Raw genomic sequence first — 22478 nt, forward strand, 5'->3', positions numbered from 1 at the left:
TGGTTCTGACAGTTTACGCGGCTTGCCGCCGCGCCTAGATTAGGCGCGGCGGACTTAGGCGACTCAATTCCTGTATCGCGCTGTCCGTATCTGGCGAAGCGGGGCAGCGTGATGCAAACAATCAAAAGCGGGACCTTCAAACCGACATCGCCGATGATGGCGCCACGTGCATTTCATACGGCGACCTTGCTTGCGAACGGCGATGTGCTGGTGGTCGGTGGCCTTAACGCGGACGCGGCAACTGCAATGGCCCCTCAGTCTGTACGTGTTGAGGCGTTGCTTCCTGGCGGGATGAGCCTTGATCAGCAAGCGTACGCATCAAGCGTTGAGCGCTATGACCCGAACCAGCAAAAATGGTCATCGGCCGCACCACTTCACGGCGCACGTTGGTCTCACACTGCGCTCCTTCTTCGTTCCGGCCTGGTCATGGTCACAGGTGGCAGCGATGGAACAACGCTGCGAAGCAGCGAGTTATACGACGTCCCGAGCAATCGATGGTTTGCATCCGCTGACCTGAAGATTCCGCGCTTTGCACATACCGCCACGTTATTGCCTTCCGGCGAAGTGTTGGTGGTGGGTGGGAACAATCTGCAGCCGAGTGGCGGTGAGGTGCTTGACAGTGTCGAGAGGTTTGACCCGGCAACCGGCCAATGGGCTGATATGCCCAGTCTGCCTGTCGCACGAATGAATCACACCGCGACATTGCTCGATACAGGCGAGCTTCTGGTTGCTGGTGGCTACTCGGCAACCGACAACGCCGCATTGCGCAGCGCCTGTATTTTCGACCCCCAGCGCCGCCTGTGGAGAGAAATCGAGCCGATGCCGACGCCCCGCATGCTGCAAACAGCGACGCTGTTGGAGGATGGAAGTGTCTTGCTGGCCGGAGGAGCTGACGCACCTTTCGGTTTACCCTTGAACAGTGGCGTACTTTATTGTCCGAACGACGGTACCTGGCAGCCGACGACTGCGCTGACGGTTGCTCGCAGTCGGCATACGGCTACCATACTGAACAGTGGTGAGGTGCTTGTGGCGGGAAGTACCGGGGTTTTTGACATAGGAGATGCGCGGTCCGCCGAAATCTACAACCCCGCCTCCAATGAGTGGGTCCCGGTCGGTGACTTGAGCGACGGGCGGCATTCGCACAGCGCTACTCTGCTCAAATCCGGCGCAGTGCTGATTGCAGGAGGACAGATCCCGACACCCGACCCGGGATATACAGGTAGCGCTGAACTGTTCAGTTGAGTGACTGTTCAGAATGATCGGACAATCCGCCCCAAGGTCTCCATGGCCTTTTCGGCATCCTCGGTCCACGGGCTGCCGTAGTTCAACCGGATGCAATTCCTGAAGCGCTGGGTCGGCGAAAAAATCGGACCCGGCGCGATGCTGATCCCCTGCGCCAACGCCATCTGAAACAACTTCAACGAGTCCATCTGTGGTGGCAGTTCCAGCCACAGGAAGTAGCCGCCGGCCGGTTGGCTCACGCGCGTCTGCGCCGGGAAATAACGGGCGATGGCCGCGAGCATCGCGCTTTGCTGTTCTTCGAGGGCGTAGCGCAGTTTGCGCAGGTGACGGTCGTAGCCGCCGTGTTGCAAATAGTCGGCGATGGCCGCTTGGGCCGGCATCGAGGCACAGAGTGAGGTCATCAGTTTCAGGCGTTCGATCTTTTGTGCGTAACGGCCGGCGGCGACCCAGCCGATGCGGTAGCCGGGGGCGAGGCTCTTGGCGAACGAGCCGCAGTGCATCACCAGACCTTCAGTGTCGAAAGCCTTGGCCGGTTTTGGCGCCTGCTGGCCGTAATAGAGTTCGGCGTAGACGTCGTCTTCGATCAGCGGCACCTGATGCTGTTTCAGCAGTTCCACCAGTTCCTGTTTCTTGGCCTCGGGCATGGTCGCGCCCATCGGGTTCTGGAAACTGGTCATGCACCAGCAGGCCTTGATCGGGTGCCGCTCAAGCGTTTGGGCGAGCACGCCGAGGTCGATACCGTCGCGCGGGTGCACGGGGATTTCCACGGCTTTGAGTTTCAGGCGTTCGAGCACTTGCAGGCTGGCGTAGAACGCCGGGGCTTCGATGGCCACCAGATCGCCGGGTTCGGTGACCGCTTGCAGGCACAGGTTCAGCGCTTCGAGGGCGCCGTTGGTGATCAGCAGTTCTTCCATCGGCAGCATCAGGCCGCCGACCATGTAGCGCAGCGCGATCTGCCGGCGCAGCTGCGGGTTGCCCGGCGACATGTCGGTGACCACCATGCGCGGGTCCATTTCCCGCGCGGCGCTGGCCAGCGAGCGGGACAGGCGTTGCAGCGGAAACAGGGTCGGGCTGGGGAATGCCGAGCCGAACGGCACGGTGCTTGGGTCTTTGATCGACTCGAGCACCGAGAACACCAGTTCGCTGACGTCGACCTTGGTGGACTCGTTGACCTGGCTGCTGATCACCGGCTCCGAGAACGGGCTCGGGGCGTGGGTGTTGACGAAGTAGCCGGAGCGCGGCCGGGCACGGATCAGGCCGCGACGTTCCAGCAGGTAGTAAGCCTGGAACACCGTGGACGGGCTGACGCCGTAGGTTTGGCTTGCGTAGCGCACCGACGGCACCCGCTGACCGGGGCCGAGGACGCCGGAGCGGATTAGTTCAGCGATGTCGTCGGCGAATTTTTCGTAGCGTTTCATCGGGGGCCTTGGTACGTGGTGTTTGGTGTTTTTGTGGTGGGTCAGTGGCATCAGCCCTCACCCTGGCCCTCCCGAAACGTCGGACCGCCCGGAGGGAGAGGGGACTGATCGTGGATTGCTTAAAAGTTACGCCGACATGAACATGCTGCAGTGAATCCATAATCGACGCGGTATTTCAGGCCGACGTATAGCGCCAGATACCTCGGTCGGCTCCCTCTCCCTCTGGGCGGTCCGACGTTTCGGGAGGGCTGGGGTGAGGGGGCGATTCTAAGGGATCAGCGATTCATCGGCGCAACAAACCGGCTCTTCGCCACGCTATAGATCTCTGGCTCATCACTGTCGGCAATCTTGAAGCTCAAGGTCTGCGAGCTGCTGGCCGGACGCTCTGTGGTCATCGCCACCGACACCGGCACATCGACGATCTCGCCCGGCGCCAGGCTCAGCTCGGTCTTGCCTTGCAGCTGGAAGCCGTCGCCGTCCATCAGGCTCAGGTTGTAGTCCTGTCGCTGCTGGGTCTTGTTGATGACCTTGAGGGTGTAGATGTTTTCGATCTGGCCCTGACCGTTTTCACGGAACAGGCCACGGTCCTTGGTCACGTCCAGTGACACCATCGGCCGTTCGACCAACGCGAGAGCGAGGGCGCCGATCATGACCACCAGTACCGCGACGTAGCCGATCAATCTCGGGCGCAGCAAATGCGTCTTGCCACCCTGCAATTCACGCTCGGAGGTGTAGCGGATCAGGCCGCGGGCGTAATTTATCTTGTCCATGATCGAATCGCAGGCGTCGATGCACGCCGCGCAGCCGATGCATTCCATTTGCAGGCCGTCGCGGATGTCGATGCCGGTCGGGCAGACCTGCACGCACAACTGGCAGTCGATGCAATCGCCGAGGCCGGCTTCGGCCGGTTTCACCTCGCGTTTGCGCGGGCCACGGTTTTCGCCACGGGCGGCGTCGTAGGAAATGGTCAGGGTGTCCTTGTCGAACATCACGCTCTGGAACCGCGCATACGGGCACATGTGCATGCACACCGCTTCGCGCAGCCAACCGGCATTGATGTAGGTGGCGGCGGTGAGAAACAGCACCCAGAACAGACTGACGCCACCGATCTGCAAGGTCAGCAGTTCTTCGGCCAGCGGCCGGATCGGGGTGAAATAGCCGACAAAGGTCAGACCGGTCAGCACGCTGATCGCCAGCCACAGCGTGTGCTTGGCCGCACGCCGTGCCAGTTTGTTAAGGCTCCAGGGCGCCGCTTGCAGCTTGATGCGCTGGTTGCGCTCGCCTTCGGTGATCTTCTCGCACCACATGAAGATCCACGTCCACGAACTCTGTGGGCAGGTGTAGCCACACCAGACCCGGCCGGCGAACACAGTAATGGCGAACAGGCCGAACGCGGCGATGATCAGCAGCGCCGACAGCAGAATGAAATCCTGCGGCCAGAAGGTCGCGCCAAAGATGTGGAACTTGCTTTCGGAAAGGTCCCAGAGCACCGCCTGACGACCGCCCCAGTTCAGCCAAACCGTGCCGAAAAACAACAGGAACAGAAACCCCGCACCGCTCATGCGCAAGGTGCGGAACAGGCCGGTGAAGCTGCGGGTGAAGATCTGGTTGTCGCTGGTGGCGTGTTTCGCCTTCATTGGGCGCGCCGGTACTTTTTTTATCCGGGGAGATGCTTCTACGGTTCGGACGGGGATTCGTTCGCTCATGGTCGTTCGCTCATCAGCCTCCATCAGGCCGATGAACTATGAGCGTCGATCTGTTTGCATAACAGACTCAGGTATTTCAATAAAAAGCGTATCAGATGTCATTTGCACCCACGTCTGCGACAACTTGAAGCAGCCTGCAGGCCAAGGCGCAGATGCCTATCCCAGACGCCTGCGCCGGTTCTTGACCGGGGTCAGTCAAATCACCGAATCACTGTCGTCGGCCTTCAGGTGTTTGCGTCCATCCCTGGCACCTGCGACGGTCAATGCATCCGCTTCGGCTTCGGTAACGTAGATGCGCCGTCCTTCCACTTCGACGAACGACATGGCTTTTTCGCTATCTGTCCTGACTTCCAGCGTGTCGCAGATACGAATCTCCTCACCATTTTCCACGGTGAAAAAACAGACTTTCGAGTCCGGATTGCTTTCATCGATACGAAGGGGCATGGGGTAGTCCTTTTTCACAGGGGTTCTGAACCTTTAGGGCTTGCGCTGCGCCGATCGTTCTACGCAACCGATTAATGGTCGGTGCTGTCCATCCTTTATCGACTCATTACAAGGACTGGCCGATGAACGCCTGGTGGCATGAAGTGTGGGAAACCCTGCAAGCGGAATTCGCCGACATCGGCGACGCCTCGCAGCTGACCCGGATCACCGTGCGCCTGCTGATGGCGGCGATATTGGGCGGGATTCTCGGTTTTGAACGTGAACACAAGGGCAAGGCCGCCGGGGTGCGAACGCACATGCTGGTGGCACTCGGCGCGGCGCTGTTTGTGCTGGTGCCGCAATTGTCCGGTTCCCAGGCCGATGCGATGAGCCGGGTAGTGCAGGGGGTGATTGCCGGGATCGGCTTTCTCGGCGCCGGCACCATCCTCAAGAACCACGAAGGTGACGAAGGCCACGTCAAGGGCCTGACCACCGCCGCCGGACTGTGGATGACCGCCGCCATCGGCGTCGCGGCCGGGTTGGGCCGCGAGGCGACGGCGCTGCTCAGTACGTTGCTCGCTCTGGGGATCTTCAGTGTCATGCCGCGGATCGTCAGAGTCTTCGATAAGGATCACATCGAAAAAGACCGCATCGAGAAAGACCACAACGACCCGCGCTGATCAGACGATTACCGGCGGCATGGTCGTCGGCGGTTCTTCCTTGGGCGGGGGCGTGGAACCAGGCGGTTCCTGTTCGGGAATCGGTTGCGGCTCGGTCTCGGGCAGGGTCGGTTTGTCGATGTTCGGATCGGGTGTTTCGGCTGGAATCGGGATAGTCATCGGGTGAGCCTCCGTGTGGCACTTGGCGTGGGAAGTGCTTAAGTGGATTGACCACTTCACTGCGAAATCGATCCGATTTTGTGGCGGGGCAAATCCCTGTGAACTTTTCCCGGCGTCAATCGCTCGGAACCTGAGAGAGTTCATCATCGGGCGCAGGCCCGGCCGTGACCGCCAAACAGGCAAACGAGCGTCCTTGGGGCGTTAAGGAGAGATGCTCAATGACTGCTGAAAAACCTTCCGAACAGAGCTACAACCCGCACATACCGCTGTCGCAAGCCTTGCTGTTGCCGCGCATCGTCATTGAAAACACCATGCCGACCCTCGACGGCGGACAGTTTGCCGTCAAGGCAATCGCAGGCCGGGAGATCGTGGTCACCAGCAAGGTGTTCGCTGACGGTCACGACAAACTGGCGGTGCGCATCCGCTGGCGCGAAGAGGGCGATGAAACCTGGCAAACCGAGGTCATGTCCGATCAGGGCAATAACGGCTGGAAAGGCGTTTTCCAGCCACAGCGCGTGGGTCGATATCTGTATCTGATCGAAGCCTGGATCGACCAGTTCGCCAGTTTTCAATACGAACTGGAGAAGAAACACTCCGCCGCCGTTCCGGTCAGCCTCGAGCTGCAAGAAGGACGCACCATGGTGCAGCAGGCTGCCGAGCGCAGCGAAGGTCAGCTGAGCGAACAACTGGCCGCCTTGCACCACGAATTGTCCGGCCTGCTCGAAACCGAGCAGGTTGCGTTGTTCCTGCACTCGCGCAGTGCGCAACTGATGGCCGAGGCCGATCACCGCGCCTACCTGAGCATCAGTGCGGAATTCCCGGTGGACGTCGAGCGCGAACTGGCGGAATTCGCCAGTTGGTATGAATTGTTTCCCCGCTCGATCACCGACGATCCCGCCCGCCACGGCACCTTCAATGACGTGCACGCGCGCCTGCCGATGATTCAGGACATGGGCTTCGACGTGTTGTACTTCACGCCGATCCACCCGATTGGCCGCAGCCATCGCAAGGGCCGCAACAATTCCCTGACCGCCGGCCCGGACGATCCCGGTAGCCCGTATGCGATCGGCAGCGAGGAGGGCGGCCACGAGGCGATTCACTCGCAGCTGGGCACCCGTGAAGACTTCCGTCGGCTGGTAGCTGCTGCCGCAGACCACGGTCTGGAAATCGCCCTCGACTTCGCCATCCAGTGCTCCCAGGATCACCCGTGGCTCAAGGAGCATCCGGGCTGGTTCAACTGGCGGCCGGACGGCACCATCAAATACGCGGAGAACCCGCCGAAGAAATACCAGGACATCGTCAACGTCGACTTCTATGCGCCGGAAGCGATTCCGAGCCTGTGGGTCGAGTTGCGCGACATCGTGGTCGGCTGGGTGCAGGAGGGCGTGAAGATCTTTCGCGTCGATAACCCGCACACCAAACCGCTGCCGTTCTGGCAATGGCTGATTGCCGACGTACGTACGTTGTACCCGGAAGTGATTTTCCTCGCCGAAGCCTTCACCACCCCGGCGATGATGGCGCGGCTGGGCAAGGTCGGGTACACCCAGAGCTACACCTATTTCACCTGGCGCAACACCAAGGCCGAACTGGCGACCTATTTCAGCGAACTCAATGAATCGCCGTGGCGCGAGTGCTACCGGCCGAATTTCTTCGTCAACACCCCGGACATCAACCCGGCATTCCTGCATGAATCGGGACGTCCCGGATTTCTCATCCGCGCGGCACTGGCAACCATGGGCTCGGGGCTGTGGGGCATGTATTCGGGGTTCGAACTGTGCGAATCGGCGCCGGTGCCGGGCAAGGAGGAATACCTCGATTCCGAGAAGTACGAGATCCGCGTCCGCGACTTCAACCAGCCCGGCAACATCATTGCCGAGATCGCCCAGCTCAACCGCATCCGCCGGCAGAATCCGGCGCTGCACAGTCATCTGGGCCTGAAGATCTACAACGCCTGGAACGACAACATTCTGTATTTCGGCAAGCGCAGCGCGGACGGCAGCAACTTCATTCTGGTCGCCGTCAGCCTCGATCCGCATAACGTTCAGGAGGCGAATTTCGAGCTCCCGCTGTGGGAAATGGGCCTGCCGGACGATGCCACCACCCACGGCGAAGACCTGATGAACGGCCATCGCTGGGACTGGCACGGCAAGTACCAGTTCATGCGGATCGACCCGTCGTATCAGCCGTTCGGAATCTGGCGGATCACCGCCTGAACACAGATCCCACAGGTTGCTCATCGTTTGCGAGCCAAGTGATCGGCTCACCGTGTCTATAGAATTCAACAGGAGTTTCACATGGCGAAGAAACCCAAGGCAGCCACATTCATCAAGGACCCGCTCTGGTACAAGGACGCGGTCATCTATCAAGTTCACGTCAAATCCTTTTTCGATTCGAATAACGACGGGATCGGCGACTTTCCCGGTCTGATCGCCAAACTCGATTACATTGCCGATCTTGGCGTCAACACCATCTGGCTGTTGCCGTTCTACCCCTCGCCCCGTCGCGACGACGGTTACGACATCGCCGAGTACCGTGGCGTGCACAGCGATTACGGAACGATGGCCGACGCCAGGCGTTTCATTGCCGAGGCGCATAAACGCGGGTTGAGGGTCATCACCGAGCTGGTCATCAACCACACGTCCGATCAGCACCCGTGGTTCCAGCGTGCGCGCAAGGCCAAGCCCGGTTCGGCCGCGCGGGACTTCTATGTGTGGTCGGATGACGACCAGAAATACGACGGCACACGGATCATTTTTCTCGACACCGAAAAGTCCAACTGGACCTGGGATCCGGTGGCGGGTCAGTACTTCTGGCACCGCTTCTATTCGCACCAGCCGGATCTCAACTTCGATAACCCGCAAGTCATGAAAGCCGTGCTGTCGGTGATGCGCTATTGGCTGGACATGGGCATCGACGGCCTGCGCCTGGATGCGATTCCGTACTTGATCGAGCGCGACGGCACCAATAATGAAAACCTTCCGGAAACCCACGACGTCCTCAAGCAGATCCGTGCCGAGATCGACGCCAACTATCCGGATCGTATGCTGCTTGCCGAGGCCAATCAGTGGCCGGAAGACACCCAGTTGTACTTCGGCGACACCGATGCCGAAGGCGTGAATGGCGATGAATGCCACATGGCGTTTCACTTCCCGCTGATGCCCCGGATGTACATGGCGCTGGCCCAGGAAGATCGCTTCCCGATCACCGACATCCTGCGCCAGACCCCGGAGATCCCGGCCAACTGCCAATGGGCGATTTTCCTGCGCAACCACGATGAGCTGACGCTGGAGATGGTGACCGACAAGGAGCGCGACTACCTGTGGAACTACTACGCCGCTGACCGTCGTGCGCGGATCAACCTCGGCATCCGCCGCCGTCTGGCGCCGTTGATGGAGCGTGACCGCCGCCGCATCGAGCTGCTGAACAGTCTGCTGTTGTCGATGCCCGGCACGCCGACCCTGTATTACGGCGATGAAATCGGCATGGGCGACAACATCTACCTCGGCGACCGCGACGGTGTACGCACGCCGATGCAATGGTCGATCGACCGCAACGGCGGTTTCTCCCGCGCCGATCCGGCCAGTCTGGTACTGCCGCCGATCATGGACCCGCAATACGGGTATCAATCGGTCAATGTCGAAACCCAGGCCGGTGACCCGCATTCGCTGCTGAACTGGACTCGCCGCCTGCTGGCCGTACGCAAGCAATCCAAGGCATTCGGTCGCGGCACGCTGAAAATGCTTTCGCCGGCCAACCGCCGGGTGCTGGCCTATACCCGTGAGTACACCGGGCCGGACGGCAAGCACGAAATCATTCTGTGCGTGGCCAACGTGTCGCGCAGTGCTCAGGCAGTGGAGCTCGACCTGTCGGCCTACGTCGGCATGGTGCCGGTGGAGATGCTCGGCGGTAACGCCTTCCCGCCCATCGGCCAGTTGAGTTTCCTGCTGACCCTGCCGCCTTACGGTTTCTACTGGTTCGGCCTGGCGGCGGAAAACCAGATGCCGAGCTGGCACGTCGAACCGGCGCAAAGCCTGCCGGACTTCACCACGCTGGTACTGAAAAAACGCATGGAAGAGCTGCTTGAAGCGCCGTCCCGGGCCACCCTCGAGCAGGCGATTCTGCCGAGCTGGCTGCAGAACCGCCGCTGGTTCGCCGGCAAGGACGCCGCCATCGATCAAGTGAAACTGGCCTACGGCGTGCGCTTCGGCGACGCACAGCATCCGGTGTTGCTCAGCGAAATCGAAGTGCAGAGCGGCGGGCAGACCAGTCGTTATCAATTGCCATTCGGCTTTATTTCGGAAGATCAGGTCGGGCCGGCATTGCCGCAGCAACTGGCTTTGGCGCGGGTACGCCGGGTGCGTCAGGTCGGGTTGATCACCGATGCCTTCAGTCTTGAAGCGTTTATTCGCGCGGTGCTGCAAGGCATGCAGGGCGGCACGGTACTGGAATCCAGTGACGGCGAGATCCGTTTCGAGGCAACGCCGCATCTGGAAAAACTCGGCCTGGGTGCTGAATCCGAAGTGCGCTACCTGTCTGCCGAGCAATCCAACAGTTCAGTGGTGATCGGCAACAGTCTGGTACTTAAGCTGATCCGAAAAGTCGCGTCCGGCGTACACCCGGAACTGGAGATGAGCGCTTACCTGACCGCTGCCGGATTTGCCAATATCTCTCCGCTGCTGGGCTCGGTGATTCGCCGCGACGGGACGGGCGAGGACAACCTGCTGATGATTGCGCAGGGCTATCTGAGCAATCAGGGCGATGCCTGGGAATGGACGCAGAATAACCTTGAACGGGCGCTGCGCGACGAGCTGGCCGACGCCGTGTCCGAGCAGGCACAGCATTACAACGCTTTGGGTGAGCTGAAGGATTTCGCCGGGATGCTCGGCCAGCGTCTGGGGGAAATGCATCAGGTGCTGGCAGCGCCGAGCGACAACCGGGACTTCGCGCCGCAAGTCAGTTCGGCCAAGGATGCGCAGGCGACGGGTAGGGATGTCGCGGCGCAGGTCGAGCATGCGCTGAAACTGCTCAAACAGCATCAGGGCGAACTCGATACGGCGGATCAGAAGCTGGTGGCTCGGCTGCTCGAGCACAAGAAAACCATCCTGGCCCATGTGCAGGAACTGGCAAAACGATCGGCTGGCGGCTTGCGGATTCGTGTCCACGGCGATCTGCATTTGGGACAAGTGCTGGTGATCAAGGGTGATGCTTACTTGATCGACTTTGAAGGTGAACCGGCGCGGCCATTGAGCGAGCGCCGAGGCAAGCACAGCCCGTACAAGGACGTCAGCGGGGTGCTGCGTTCCTTCGACTATGCCGCGGCCATGGCCCTGAACGTGCACAACGTCGACAACAGTCCCGAGACTGAAGCCGCGCGTCGCCGGGTCACGGAGCGGTACTTGCGTGAAGCACGGGACGCGTTTCTCCAGGCATATCGCGAAGCGGCAGCTAGTCTTGATCATGCCTGGCAGGATCCTGAAGGTGCCGACGCCGCTCTGGCGTTGTTCGGTCTGGAGAAAGCGGCCTACGAAGTGGCCTATGAAGCCGAAAATCGCCCCACCTGGCTGCCCGTGCCGCTGCACGGTCTGTACGGGTTATTGGCGGGGCTAAAACCCTTTTCCGATCTTGGTGGAGAGTAGTCATGAGTTTCTCGAACAAGGAACAGGGTCGCGCTAAAGAAAGATTGCTGCCCACTGCAAAAGACATTGATGCCTTGGTGCGTGCGGAGCACCACGACCCGTTCTCCATTCTCGGCCCTCACGGCGATGGCGCCGGCGGGCAATTTATCCGGGCGTATCTGCCCGGTGCGTTGAGTGTTTCGGTGCTGGACAAGAACAGTGGTGAAGAGCTCGGTCCGTTGGACGCCACCGAAACGCCGGGGCTGTTTGTCGGCCATTTCGAGCACGCGCGGTCGTATCTGCTGCGTACTCGCTGGGCCGGTGGCGAGCAGGTCGCGGAAGATCCTTACAGCTTCGGCCAGTTGCTCGGTGAAATGGACCTGTATCTGTTTGCCGAAGGCAATCACCGCGACCTCAGCAGTTGCCTCGGTGCGCAGTTGAAAACCGTCGATGGCGTTGATGGCGTGCGCTTCGCGGTGTGGGCGCCGAATGCCCGTCGGGTGTCGGTGGTCGGCGATTTCAACGTGTGGGATGGTCGGCGGCATCCGATGCGCCTGCGGCATCCGTCTGGCGTGTGGGAATTGTTCATTCCGCGCCTGCAAGCAGGGGAACTGTACAAGTACGAAATCCTCGGCGCCCACGGCATTCTGCCGCTGAAGGCCGACCCGATGGCTCTGGCCACCAGTCTGCCGCCGGACACTGCGTCAAAAGTCGCCGCACCGTTGCAGATCGACTGGCAAGATCACGACTGGATGAGCGGCCGCCGCGAACATCAGCAGCACAATGCGCCGCTGTCGATCTATGAGTTGCACGCCGGTTCCTGGCAATGCGAACTCGACGATCTGGGCGAAGTGGCGCGCCAGTACACGTGGCCGGAACTGGCCGAGCGGCTGATTCCTTATGTGAAGGAACTGGGCTTCACACATATCGAACTGATGCCGATCATGGAGCACCCGTTCGGCGGTTCATGGGGCTATCAGTTGCTGTCGCAGTTCGCTCCGAGTGCGCGATACGGCACGCCCGAGCAGTTCGGCGAGTTCGTCAATGCCTGCCACCAGGCGGGCATCGGTGTGATTCTCGACTGGGTGCCGGCGCATTTCCCGACCGATACCCATGGCCTTGCGCAATTCGACGGCACCGCGCTCTACGAATACGGTAATCCACTGGAAGGCTTCCACCAGGATTGGGACACGCTGATCTACAACCTGGGCCGCACCGAAGTGCACGGCTACATGCTGGCGTCGGCGTTGCACTGGCTCAAGCATTTCCATATCGACGGGCTGCGGGTCGATGCTGTGGCGTCGATGCTCTATCGTGATTATTCGCGCAAGGCCGGCGAGTGGGTGCCGAACCGTCATGGCGGTCGCGAGAACCTGGAAGCCATCGATTTCCTGCGGCACTTGAACGACGTGGTAGCACTGGAAGCGCCGGGCGCGCTGGTGATCGCCGAAGAGTCCACGGCGTGGCCGGGCGTCAGCCAGAGCACCCAACAGGGCGGTCTCGGGTTTGCCTATAAATGGAACATGGGCTGGATGCACGATTCACTGCATTACATTCAGCAGGATCCGGTGTACCGCGCCCATCACCACAATGAGTTGAGTTTCGGACTGGTCTACGCCTGGTCCGAGCGGTTCATCCTGCCGATTTCCCACGACGAAGTGGTGCACGGCAAGCATTCGCTGATCGACAAGATGCCCGGCGATCGCTGGCAGAAGTTCGCCAACCTGCGCGCATACCTGAGTTTCATGTGGACCCATCCGGGCAAGAAACTGTTGTTCATGGGTTGCGAGTTCGGCCAGTGGCGCGAGTGGAATCATGACCAGCAGCTGGACTGGTATTTGCTGCAGTATTCGGAACACAAAGGTGTGCAGAAACTGGTCAGCGACCTCAATCGGTTATACCGCGAAGAGCCGGCGCTGCACGAGCAGGACGATGCACCGCAAGGCTTTCAGTGGTTGATCGGCGATGATGCGATCAACAGCGTCTATGCGTGGCTGCGCTGGAGCAAGGACGGCACGCCAGTGCTGGTGGTGGCCAACTTCACCCCGGTGCCGCGTCAGTCGTATCGCGTCGGTGTGCCGTTTGCCGGGCGCTGGAAGGAGTTGCTCAACAGTGACGCCGACACCTACGCCGGTTCCAACTACGGCAACGGGGGCGGGGCGTTCACCGAAGAGGTCGCGAGCCATGGGCAGGCGCTGTCGCTGGAACTGAATCTGCCGCCGCTGGCGGTGTTGATCCTCAAACCCGAGGGTGCGAACGCGTAACCGATCGCCCCCACGTAGATCGTTCCCACGCAGAGTGGGAACGATCATGCAGAAGAAGTCACCACCGCATCCGGACCCCCAAGCTGCCAATCAACCCGTTCAAGTCGTTGTCGTCCACATCACTGCTGTAGTCGGCGCTGACGTACAGGCTCACTGTCGGCGTCATTCTGGCCACCAGTCCCAGTCCGACTTCCACCGTCGAGGACTTGCGGCTGCTGCTGATCTTGTCCACCTGATCCAGCGTCACCGTGTCGCCGGTGTACACCGTGTGCCACAGGTTCGTGCGCACGTAGGGCTCAACGGGCAACCCGTTCAGATCGTAGCTGCCTTTCAAGCGCGCACCGACCCGGCCGCTCCACGATGTGATGTCACTGGAAGAGGCGTTGCCCGAGCCTGCGTACGGCGTATCCAGAGTGATGCGCTGGTTGATCAATTGCGCTTGCGGTTCAACCACCCAGTTTTCACCCAGGCCGATCGGGAATCCACCTTCCACCGACAGCGTCATTGCGTTGCCCTCAGTGGCCAGGCGTGCACCTTGCTCGTTACGACTGAAACCGCTGACCCGACCGCCACTGGCCGACAAGTCAACGTGCCAGCCTTGTGGGCCACTCAAGCTGTAGTAGGCGCCCAGGCTCTGGCCTTGCAGGTTGAGGGTGTCGGTGTTCGGATCGGCGAGGGCGCGGCTGGTGATCAGTCCGCTGCCATTGGCCTTGATCTGATTGACCCCGCCGATCAGGCCGAGCTGCTGGGTGTGGCCGCTGCTGCTTTTCAGGGTCAGCACGGCGGGGCCTTTGAAGTCTCCATTGCCGGGCATGGCGAAGCCTTGGCCGAGTGCATCGGTTTGCGCCTGGCGGGAGGTCTCTCCGTAGAGCTGCTCCCAGGCCGAAGGGGCGAGGTCTTCGGTGATCAGCTCCGCGCCTCGCAGGTCCGGCTGCGGACCCAGACGTTGCGGCCCTGGCGTCACCACCGTGGCGGGGAGGGTCATGACTGGAATGTCCTGGCGATACCAGGACGTGGTGTCGTCCTCCGCAGGACCCGCCTGCGCCTCCATGGACGAGCACAGCAAGATAGAACTTGAAACGGTGCAAAAGGTAACTCTGATCTCTTGTGAGGTGAGTGAGGTTTTCATGGAGGTCTACCTTGCTAGCGCATGCAGTATCTCGCCTTGGCGTCTCTCCTACCCCGAACGAGGGGCGACCGAATGGAGCGTGGCGAACCTGTGGTCGCCCGTTTTGGCGAGTGACCTGAGGCTCGCCCCGAGTAGTATTTCCGGGGGTAGTAAGGTAGAGCTAAGAAGACCCGAGCCTATGCGTCAAGAAATTGAACGATGAGCGGTAGGGTCAAAACAGGTGATGCAAGCTTCTGTTTTTGCGTATTTATCTAAGTTCTTGTTTGTAGGCGTAATCGCTGCGCAAGCCGCGAGGCAGAGACGTTTTGTAACCGACAGTCGGTCTGCCAGACCGTGCTCGGCAACCGGTTTCGCATCGCTGTGCGGGTGAGGACGGCTCTCAGTATCGCGCTATAAATGCACTTCGACAGCCAGCGGCAAATGATCCGACAGATGCGTCCACGGTTTGCTGCCGAGGATCTGCGGGTCGTGGCTGCTGGCATTGCGCAGGTAGACCCGATCCAGGCGCAGTAAAGGGAAGCGTGCGGGGTAAGTCTTGGCGGGGCGGCCGTGATGGCGTTCGAAGGCTTCGTGCAAGTAGTCGCGACGGGCGAGGGCGACGTTGCCCTGCAACTGCCAGTCATTGAAGTCGCCGGCGATGATCACCGGGGCATCCTCGGGCAGGGATTCGAGTAACTGGCAGAGCAGCTGCAACTGCAATTGCCGATGGCTTTCGAGCAGACTCAGGTGCACGCAGATGGCATGTACTTCGGCATGCCCCGGCACATCCAGGACGCAGTGCAACAGCCCGCGCCGTTCGGGACCTGTGATCGAAACATCGAGGTTGCGGTACTCGCGGATCGGGTATTTCGACAGCAGGGCGTTGCCGTGATGGCCATCGGGATACACCGCATTGCGGCCGTAGGCAAAATCGCTCCACATGCTGTCGGCGAGGAATTCGTACTGCGAGGTTTGCGGCCATTCGTTGTAGCGGCTGGAGTGTCGCTCGTGTTCGCCGACCACTTCCTGAAGAAACACCAGATCGGCCGAGGTGCTGCGCACCGCTTCACGCAGCTCCGGAAGGATGAAACGTCGATTGAGCGCGGTGAAACCCTTGTGCGTGTTGACCGTGAGCACCCGCAGGCGATGGATGTCGGACGGCGTGGAGGTCTGTGCGTCGACGGCATGACGCTTGGGATTGCTGGACACGTTCACTCCTCTGAATCATGACGGCCTGTTCATGCGACTGATCCTGACGCGAGCAGTTCACTTTGAGTGGCTGCCCGCGTCCGCCGTCAATCGACCAGGACGATCTCGTAAGGCAGGCGCATGCGTTCCAGAATCGACTTGGGCAGAAGGGGCGCAATACCGATCGCCGGTTCGCCGTTGAGCTGGCTGGCGTAGGCATGGGTGGCGTGGCTCTTGCGCGCGACCGTCCAGGTGTCGAGCCGCAGCTTGCGCGCGCGATGCCACGGGATCTGCGCCTGGTCCCGTTCCGGCCAGTGCCAGGCCCAGACCGGCACATCATGATAGGTCGCGCCGGCCAGTTGCGCAGCCTTGGCACTGGCCCGGCCGACCACTTCATGATCGGCGGTGCCATCTTCGCGCCAGGTGCTGAAAACCACATCACCGGGGCGCAGGTAGCGGGCGATGAAATCGGTCAGCTGATGTTCCTGATCGAGCAGGGCGTTGTCAGTGAACCCGCCGCGCACCCATTTCAGGCTGTGCATCGGCAAACCGAGACGGCGCAAGGCTTCGACGCTTTCCTGGGGGCGGAACACACTCAGGCGTTTCTCCGACCACTGTCGTGAGCCCGGATGACTGGCGCTGCCATCGGTGATCGACAGCAGTTGCAAGGGATGCCCCAGGCTGGAAAGCAGTTGCAGCAGGCCGCCGCAGGTCACCACTTCATCGCCGGGGTGCGGGGCAATGACCACGGCGCGGGCGCCGGGTGGCACTAATGTGTGAGTGTTGATGACGGGAATATTGTCGAGCTGCGGGGCGCTGTTCCAGATCTGCGCCGGCAGGCCGTTTTCGCTGAGGGATAACGGTTTCATGAGTCATACGTCCTTGTTGTGTCTCGCCCTCAGTCGTGCGCGCCATGCGATGCGTGTACGACCCGTGAAGGCTGGTGGATAGCCCGGCAGCGCTCCGAACCCTGGATTGCTGCGCAGCAGAGTATTGCTCAAGACGGGCGGTTCGTCGCGTCACAGATCAATCTGATCCGTTTTTTTTTATTCAGTCTGTGCCAACTGTCGCAGATAGTCGCCAAAACCACCCCGTGCACGACTGTCCAGACGGGCGCTGGTGATGACTTGCGGGCGATGGCTCCAGGCGATGCTGGCCCCTGAACGCTCCAGTTGGCGCACCAGCTGCACATCTTCGTCACAGGTCAATGGTTCGAAGCCGCCGGCGCGCACGTAGGCTTGTGCGCTGACGCCCAGGTTCGCGCCATGGATGTGCCGGTGACCTTCACAGGCCTGGTAATGTCCGTGATAGCGAATCTGTGCGGCCTCATCGAACGTGTCATGCCACTGCTCGACCGTCACCGTGCCGCATACGGCATCGGTGCCCAATCCCAGTTGTTCCACCAGCCAGTCTTCGGCAACGCGGCTGTCGGCATCCGAGCAGGAGATCCAGCGCGCACCGCGCTCAAGCAGTTGTTGTGCGCCAATCGCGCGAGCCTGGCCGACGTTGCGCGCTTCGATGCTCAAAGCTTGCACCGGGTATTGGCTGACGATGTGCGCCGAACGATCGGTGCAGCTGTCCAGCACCACCAGAATTTCCACCGGTTCACCCGCCAACATGGGATGTCCGCCAGCCCGCAAGGCAGCGTGCAAGCAGTCATCTAGCCATTCTTCTTCGTTGTGCGCAGGAATCAGGATGCCAATCATCGCAAGCCCTCCAGCGCGGCCACCGAACGCGGTTCGCGGCTCCAGACTTCCAGCAGAAAATCCGCTTCCTGATGCAGGACCAGTCGCGGCAGGTGCAACTGTTCGTGAATCAGGTCGTGAACCTGTCGAGCATTGAGCGGGCAGCCTTCGATGGGCGGGCGCCAGTGACAGGCCAGCAATTGACCGTCCGCTGCTAACGAATCGCTGATGCAACGGATGACCTCCGTCAGATCCTGCCGGTCAAGGTAGTAGCCGATTTCGCTGAATACGATCAGGTCGTATTTTTCCGCCGGCCAATCGCCAGGCAACCGACATTGACGGACTTCGGCGTGGTCGAACAGGCTCAGCCGGGTGCGCGCCAGATTGACCGCAGCGGCGCTGGTGTCGCAGCACAACAGCCGATCACAGCGTTCGGCCAGCGCGGCGCTCAGTTCGCCGTTGGCGCAACCGGGTTCGAAGATCGTGCGGTAGTGCGGGCGGGGCAGGGCTGCCAGGGTCACCAGGCGTTTGCGCTGCTCGTACCAGCGCTGGCGAAATCCCCAAGGGTCGTTATTGCCCGCAAACAGGCCTTCGAAGTAGCGATCCTCGACACTCATAGAAAGACCACCTCGAACGGTTGCAGCAGTCGCTCGATCACATAGGGCGCGAGCACCGGTGGCAGGCCGGCGTCGGGATCGCCTTCCAGCTGGCTGGCGAAGGCGTGCACCGCGTGACGCTTGCGTGCGATTTGCTCCGGGCTGAGCAGAATCTTGCGCGCTCGCTCCCAGGGCACGAGGGCGTCTTCCGGGGCTGCCCAGTGCCAGGTCCAGACCGGCAGCTCATGGCAAATCGCGCCCACGCGCCGCGCCGCTTCGACGCTGGCGCGGCCGACCGCCTCGTGGTCGCTGTGGCCGTCTTCGCGCCAAGTGGTGAAAACCACGTCGTCGGGTTGCAGGTAACGGGTCAGGTACTGGCAGAGCATTGATTCGCGCGCGGCGACCTGAGTGTCGGGGAAGCCGCCGCGCAGCCACTGCAACTGGTGCATGGGGAGGCCGAGACGGCGCAGGGCTTCAGCGGATTCCTGCGGGCGCACGACGCTCAGGCGCGCCACTGGCCAGCGCTCCGAACCTGGATGGCTGGCGCTGCCATCGGTGACCGAGATCAATTGCAGGGTGCGTCCCGCCGCTGCGAGCCCTTGCAACAGTCCGCCGCAACCGAGCACCTCGTCGTCCGGATGCGGCGCGATCACCACCGCCCTGGATCCCGGTGGTACCAGGTCGAGAATCTCGACGCTGTCTACCGCTGCCAGATGGCGTGAGCCCTGCCATTCGTGCAGCGAGGTTCCTTCGCCGACGATCGGATTGCGCTTCATAGGGCCCAACCCTCGCGCGGTTGCTGTGCAATCAGTTGGCCCAGTGCCGCCAGATCGCGTTCGGCGTGGCTCTGACGCAGATACACCGGCAAGTCGGCCACCAGCCGGGCGAAGTGCGGATCCTTGCAGAACGGCCCGGCCCCAAGTGCCCGACCGGTCTCGCGGATCACCTGTTCAGCGGTGTCCTCGACCACGGCCCGTACGCGGCGGGCCAGCAATTCGGCGTTGGTGTGGGGATTGCTGTCGATGTCCAGCGCACTGACGCGAAGTGCTTGAGCTGCGGCGTGCAAGGCACTGTCGACGGCGCCGAGACTGGCCAGCGCGTGGGGTTCTTCACGCCGCGCACAGTGCAGGCGCAAGCGTTCGCCGATCTCCCTGGCGGCGCCGTACCAGCACGCGGCGATTCCGATCCCGCCCTGCCAGAAACCCGGCCGTTGCAGGTAGTCGCCAGGCTCACCGATCGCCTGAGCCTCGACCTCATCAAACAGCACCTCGACACTGCCGGTGGCCGCCATGCCGACCGCTTGCCAGCCCTGATCGGTGACGGTGACGCCCGGTTGATCGAGGGCCACCGCGACCAATTGCTGACGATCCTCCTCATCCCATGCCGTCAGCAGGGCGTGGCTGAGCACTGCTGCACCGGAACACCAGGCCTTGCGTCCATTCAGCTGCACCATATGTCCCGATCGGCTGACCCGAACCCGCGCCTGCGGCGGTTCGGCCGCCCACATGCCCCAGGTGCTGCCGGGCGTTGGCGAGCCACCGAGCTGTTCGATGATCGCCAGTGCATCGGTATGACCTTCGTAGAGTTTGCACAGCCCAAGGTCATGCCCGCCGACCTCGGACAGGCGTTGCCAGCGCTCCAGCGTACGACCGCTGCCGGGCAATGGCAGACGGTCGAGGCCGGCTTCGACCATTTGCCGCAGACACAGACCAAGAGCAGCCGTGTCGCGGTAGTCCCTGGCGTGCCGGGAGAGATAGGCTGACAAGTCCATGTCAATCCTCTTCTTCGCGTTGCAGTTCAAACAGCAGCAGCGAGCGTCCGGTGACCGAGTACTCATGACCGAACTCGAAACGCTCCTGGCCACGGATCGCTGGTTGGTTGGTATCGATCATGCACGTCCAGAAACTGCCCTCGGGCACTTCCGGCAAGGTGAAGTTGACGATGTCGTGATGGGCATTGACTACCAGCAGCAGCGTGGCGTCGGCACCCTTGCGGCGGATCCCGGTTTCCTGGGCACGACCGTCGAGCAGCATGCCCATGCAGCGGTTCTGCGCATCATGCCAGTGCTCGGTGGTCATTTCCGTGGCGTCCGGCGCAAGCCAGGTCACGTCCTTGACGCCGATATCCTCGTTGTATTCGCCGACCAGGAAACGCCCGCGGCGCAGGATCGGATAAGCCAGGCGCAACTTGATCAGGCGTTTGACGAATTTCAGCAGCGCCTTGCCATCCTCGCTCAAGTCCCAGTTGACCCAGCCGATCTCGCTGTCCTGGCAATAGGCGTTGTTGTTGCCGTCCTGGGTGCGGGCGAATTCGTCGCCGGCCACGATCATCGGGGTGCCCTGTGACAACAGCAGGGTGGCGAAGAAATTGCGCATCTGCCGGTGGCGCAGCGCATTGATTTCCGGGTCGTCGGTGGGCCCTTCGACGCCGTGGTTCCAGGACAGGTTGTTGTTGCTGCCGTCCTGATTGTTTTCGTCGTTGGCCTCGTTGTGCTTGTCGTTGTAGGACACCAGGTCGTTGAGGGTAAAACCGTCGTGAGCAGTGACGAAATTCACTGACGAATAAGGCCGGCGACCGCGCTGGTTGAACATTTCCCCGGAGGCGGTCATGCGGCTGGCGAAGTCGGCGAGCTGGCCGTCGTCGCCCTTCCAGAAGGCGCGCACCGTGTCGCGGAACTTGTCGTTCCACTCGACCCAGCCCGGCGGGAACTTGCCCACCTGATAGCCGCCGGGACCGCAGTCCCAAGGCTCGGCGATCATTTTCACCTGGCGCAGCACCGGGTCCTGGCGGCAGGCCACGAGGAAGCTGTGGCGTTCATCGAATCCGTCGTGATAGCGGCCGAGGATGGTCGCCAGGTCGAAGCGGAAACCGTCGACATGCATTTCGCTGGCCCAGTAGCGCAGCGAGTCAGTGACCATTTGCAGCACACACGGATGGCTCAGGTCGAGGGTGTTGCCGGTGCCGGAATCGTTGATGTAGAAGCGTTTGTCGTCCGGCATCAAGCGATAGTACGAAGCGTTGTCGATCCCGCGCATCGACAGGGTCGGGCCTTGTTCGTTGCCCTCGGCGGTGTGGTTGTAGACCACGTCGAGAATCACTTCGAGATTGGCGTCGTGCAGGTGCGCGACCATCTCCTTGAACTCGGCGATCTTGCCGCTGGCCAGATAGCGCGGGTCCGGGGCGAAGAACGCGATGCTGTTGTAGCCCCAGTAGTTGGTCATGCCTTTGTGCAGCAGGTGCTGGTCGTTGACGAAAGCGTGGATCGGCAACAGTTCGACGGTCGACACACCCAGTTTGCGGATGTGTTCAAGCACATCGTCGACCATCAGCCCGGCAAACGTGCCACGCACATTTTCCGGCACCGAAGGGTGGCGCATGCTGATGCCGCGCACATGGGTCTCGTAAATGATGGTCTTGTCCCACGGCACGCTGACGCGGTGGTCGTGGCCCCACGTGTGGGCCGGGTCGATGACCTTGCACTTGGGAACGAAAGGCGCGCTGTCGCGCTCGTCGAAGCTGAGATCGGCGTCCGGATGGCCGATGGTGTAGCCGAACAGCGCTTCGGACCATTTCAACTCGCCCACTAACTGCTTGGCGTAGGGGTCGATCAGCAACTTGTTGTGATTGAAGCGGTGGCCGTTGGCCGGGTCATACGGGCCATAGACCCGGTAACCGTAGATCAGCCCCGGATGCGCATCGGGCAAATAGCCGTGGTAGATCTCGTCGGTGTATTCCGGCAGTTCGATGCGTTCGAGTTCAACTTCGCCGGTATCGTCGAAAATGCACAGTTCGACCCGAGTGGCGTTGGCGGAAAACAGCGCAAAGTTCACCCCCAGACCATCCCAGGTGGCGCCGAGCGGGAAGGGCAGGCCTTCACGGATGCGCGAGGGTTCGGCGTGCGCGGCGGGCTCGGCTTTCTTTGGACGGTTCATAGGTGCTCCTGCAAAAAATCGGGGGGTAGATGTTTTTCGAGGACGAGTAAGCCCTCGGTGGCGAGCGAGCCCGCCACACGGTTATTCAAATCAATGGATCGGGGAGCGTCAGACCGCAGGCGGCTTGCGCGGCGCGCGGGGTTTTTTCTCGGCGGCTTTTTCGCCCGGGGGAATCACTTTGGCGGCACCGGCAGGCTTGGCCTTGGCCGTCGCGGCCTTGGGTTTGGCGGCAGTTGCCTTGCCCTCGACAGCTTTGCTGGTGGTGGTCTTGCCGGCGGTTTTACTGCCGGCAGCCTTCGGCGATTTTTTCGGCGCCAATGCCTCGGCTTCGGCCAGTTTGCGTGCCATCTCCCAGTGGCGGGCGTCCTGGCCCTCGGGTTTACCTTCCGATTCCCAGATCTGATAGGCGAATTCGCGGATGCGTTTATCGTCGGTACTCATCGCAATGCTCCTGAACTGAAC

The 22478-nt window shown here is 61.4% G+C and carries 18 protein-coding genes; 5 read left to right on the forward strand and 13 right to left on the reverse strand.

All coding sequences use genetic code 11. The features are described 5' to 3' along the window. Positions 1-111: 111 nt before the first annotated feature. The gene (locus tag QLG12_RS03625) at positions 112-1242 is read left to right on the forward strand and encodes a kelch repeat-containing protein (RefSeq protein ID WP_282473928.1); all 1131 of its coding nucleotides are present in this window, start codon (positions 112-114) and stop codon (positions 1240-1242) included. Between the two features lie 8 nt (positions 1243-1250). On the opposite strand, the gene mapR is transcribed toward QLG12_RS03625, so the two are convergent. The 3 genes from mapR to QLG12_RS03640 form a co-directional block, all read right to left on the reverse strand. Further along, complete coding sequence (gene mapR, locus QLG12_RS03630; RefSeq protein ID WP_039772397.1) at positions 1251-2660, reverse strand: GntR family transcriptional regulator MpaR; 1410 nt, start codon at positions 2658-2660, stop codon at positions 1251-1253. A 275-nt stretch (positions 2661-2935) separates the two neighbouring features. Next, complete coding sequence (gene ccoG, locus QLG12_RS03635; RefSeq protein ID WP_282473929.1) at positions 2936-4366, reverse strand: cytochrome c oxidase accessory protein CcoG; 1431 nt, start codon at positions 4364-4366, stop codon at positions 2936-2938. A gap of 195 nt (positions 4367-4561) precedes the next feature. Beyond that, positions 4562-4810 (reverse strand): DUF3203 family protein, encoded by a 249-nt coding sequence (locus QLG12_RS03640; RefSeq protein WP_011333950.1) that lies wholly within the window; start codon positions 4808-4810, stop codon positions 4562-4564. A 122-nt stretch (positions 4811-4932) separates the two neighbouring features. Between QLG12_RS03640 and QLG12_RS03645 the strand changes: the two genes are divergently transcribed. Next, positions 4933-5469: an MgtC/SapB family protein gene (locus tag QLG12_RS03645; RefSeq protein WP_197868227.1), complete on the forward strand. Its 537-nt coding sequence runs from the start codon at positions 4933-4935 to the stop codon at positions 5467-5469. Here QLG12_RS03645 and QLG12_RS03650 read toward each other — a convergent pair whose 3' ends face one another. Further along, positions 5470-5628 (reverse strand): hypothetical protein, encoded by a 159-nt coding sequence (locus tag QLG12_RS03650; RefSeq protein ID WP_170928915.1) that lies wholly within the window; start codon positions 5626-5628, stop codon positions 5470-5472. Between the two features lie 218 nt (positions 5629-5846). Here QLG12_RS03650 and QLG12_RS03655 point away from each other — a divergent pair, with 218 nt between their 5' ends. The 3 genes from QLG12_RS03655 (at position 5847) to glgB (ending at position 13507) form a co-directional block, all read left to right on the forward strand. Beyond that, on the forward strand, positions 5847-7841 hold the full coding sequence (locus QLG12_RS03655; RefSeq protein WP_282473930.1) for an alpha-1,4-glucan--maltose-1-phosphate maltosyltransferase: 1995 nt from the start codon (positions 5847-5849) through the stop codon (positions 7839-7841). Between the two features lie 81 nt (positions 7842-7922). Further along, complete coding sequence (gene treS / locus QLG12_RS03660) at positions 7923-11264, forward strand: maltose alpha-D-glucosyltransferase (RefSeq protein ID WP_197868225.1); 3342 nt, start codon at positions 7923-7925, stop codon at positions 11262-11264. A 2-nt stretch (positions 11265-11266) separates the two neighbouring features. Beyond that, positions 11267-13507, forward strand: a complete 2241-nt coding sequence (gene glgB / locus QLG12_RS03665; RefSeq protein WP_282473931.1) for a 1,4-alpha-glucan branching protein GlgB — start codon at positions 11267-11269, stop codon at positions 13505-13507. Between the two features lie 58 nt (positions 13508-13565). Here glgB and QLG12_RS03670 read toward each other — a convergent pair whose 3' ends face one another. The 9 genes from QLG12_RS03670 to QLG12_RS03710 all read right to left on the reverse strand — a co-directional run bounded on the left by QLG12_RS03670 (position 13566) and on the right by QLG12_RS03710 (position 22457). Further along, complete coding sequence (locus tag QLG12_RS03670; RefSeq protein ID WP_282473932.1) at positions 13566-14636, reverse strand: autotransporter outer membrane beta-barrel domain-containing protein; 1071 nt, start codon at positions 14634-14636, stop codon at positions 13566-13568. Between the two features lie 390 nt (positions 14637-15026). Continuing rightward, positions 15027-15824, reverse strand: a complete 798-nt coding sequence (locus QLG12_RS03675) for an endonuclease/exonuclease/phosphatase family protein (protein ID WP_197868222.1) — start codon at positions 15822-15824, stop codon at positions 15027-15029. An 86-nt stretch (positions 15825-15910) separates the two neighbouring features. Continuing rightward, the gene (locus QLG12_RS03680; RefSeq protein ID WP_064381811.1) at positions 15911-16672 is read right to left on the reverse strand and encodes a PIG-L family deacetylase; all 762 of its coding nucleotides are present in this window, start codon (positions 16670-16672) and stop codon (positions 15911-15913) included. 177 nt (positions 16673-16849) lie between these two features. After that, positions 16850-17509 carry a glycosyltransferase gene (locus QLG12_RS03685; RefSeq protein ID WP_282473933.1) on the reverse strand — a complete coding sequence of 220 codons (660 nt, stop codon included), beginning with the start codon at positions 17507-17509 and terminating at the stop codon, positions 16850-16852. After that, positions 17506-18105, reverse strand: a complete 600-nt coding sequence (locus QLG12_RS03690) for an SAM-dependent methyltransferase (protein ID WP_197868220.1) — start codon at positions 18103-18105, stop codon at positions 17506-17508. The genes QLG12_RS03685 and QLG12_RS03690 overlap by 4 nt, the downstream gene beginning before the upstream one ends. Continuing rightward, positions 18102-18860, reverse strand: coding sequence for a PIG-L family deacetylase (locus QLG12_RS03695; RefSeq protein WP_282473934.1), 759 nt, complete (start codon positions 18858-18860; stop codon positions 18102-18104). Before QLG12_RS03695 ends, QLG12_RS03690 begins: the two co-directional genes overlap by 4 nt. Further along, on the reverse strand, positions 18857-19855 hold the full coding sequence (locus tag QLG12_RS03700; protein WP_197868218.1) for an acyl-CoA dehydrogenase: 999 nt from the start codon (positions 19853-19855) through the stop codon (positions 18857-18859). The genes QLG12_RS03695 and QLG12_RS03700 overlap by 4 nt, the downstream gene beginning before the upstream one ends. A 1-nt stretch (position 19856) precedes the next feature. Continuing rightward, positions 19857-22016 carry a glycogen debranching protein GlgX gene (gene glgX / locus QLG12_RS03705; RefSeq protein ID WP_197868217.1) on the reverse strand — a complete coding sequence of 720 codons (2160 nt, stop codon included), beginning with the start codon at positions 22014-22016 and terminating at the stop codon, positions 19857-19859. A gap of 108 nt (positions 22017-22124) precedes the next feature. Continuing rightward, positions 22125-22457 carry a DUF2934 domain-containing protein gene (locus tag QLG12_RS03710; RefSeq protein ID WP_282473935.1) on the reverse strand — a complete coding sequence of 111 codons (333 nt, stop codon included), beginning with the start codon at positions 22455-22457 and terminating at the stop codon, positions 22125-22127. Between the last annotated feature and the right edge of the window lie 21 nt (positions 22458-22478).

Source organism: Pseudomonas sp. V88_4, from assembly GCF_029967985.1.
GTDB lineage: Bacteria > Pseudomonadota > Gammaproteobacteria > Pseudomonadales > Pseudomonadaceae > Aquipseudomonas > Aquipseudomonas glycinae.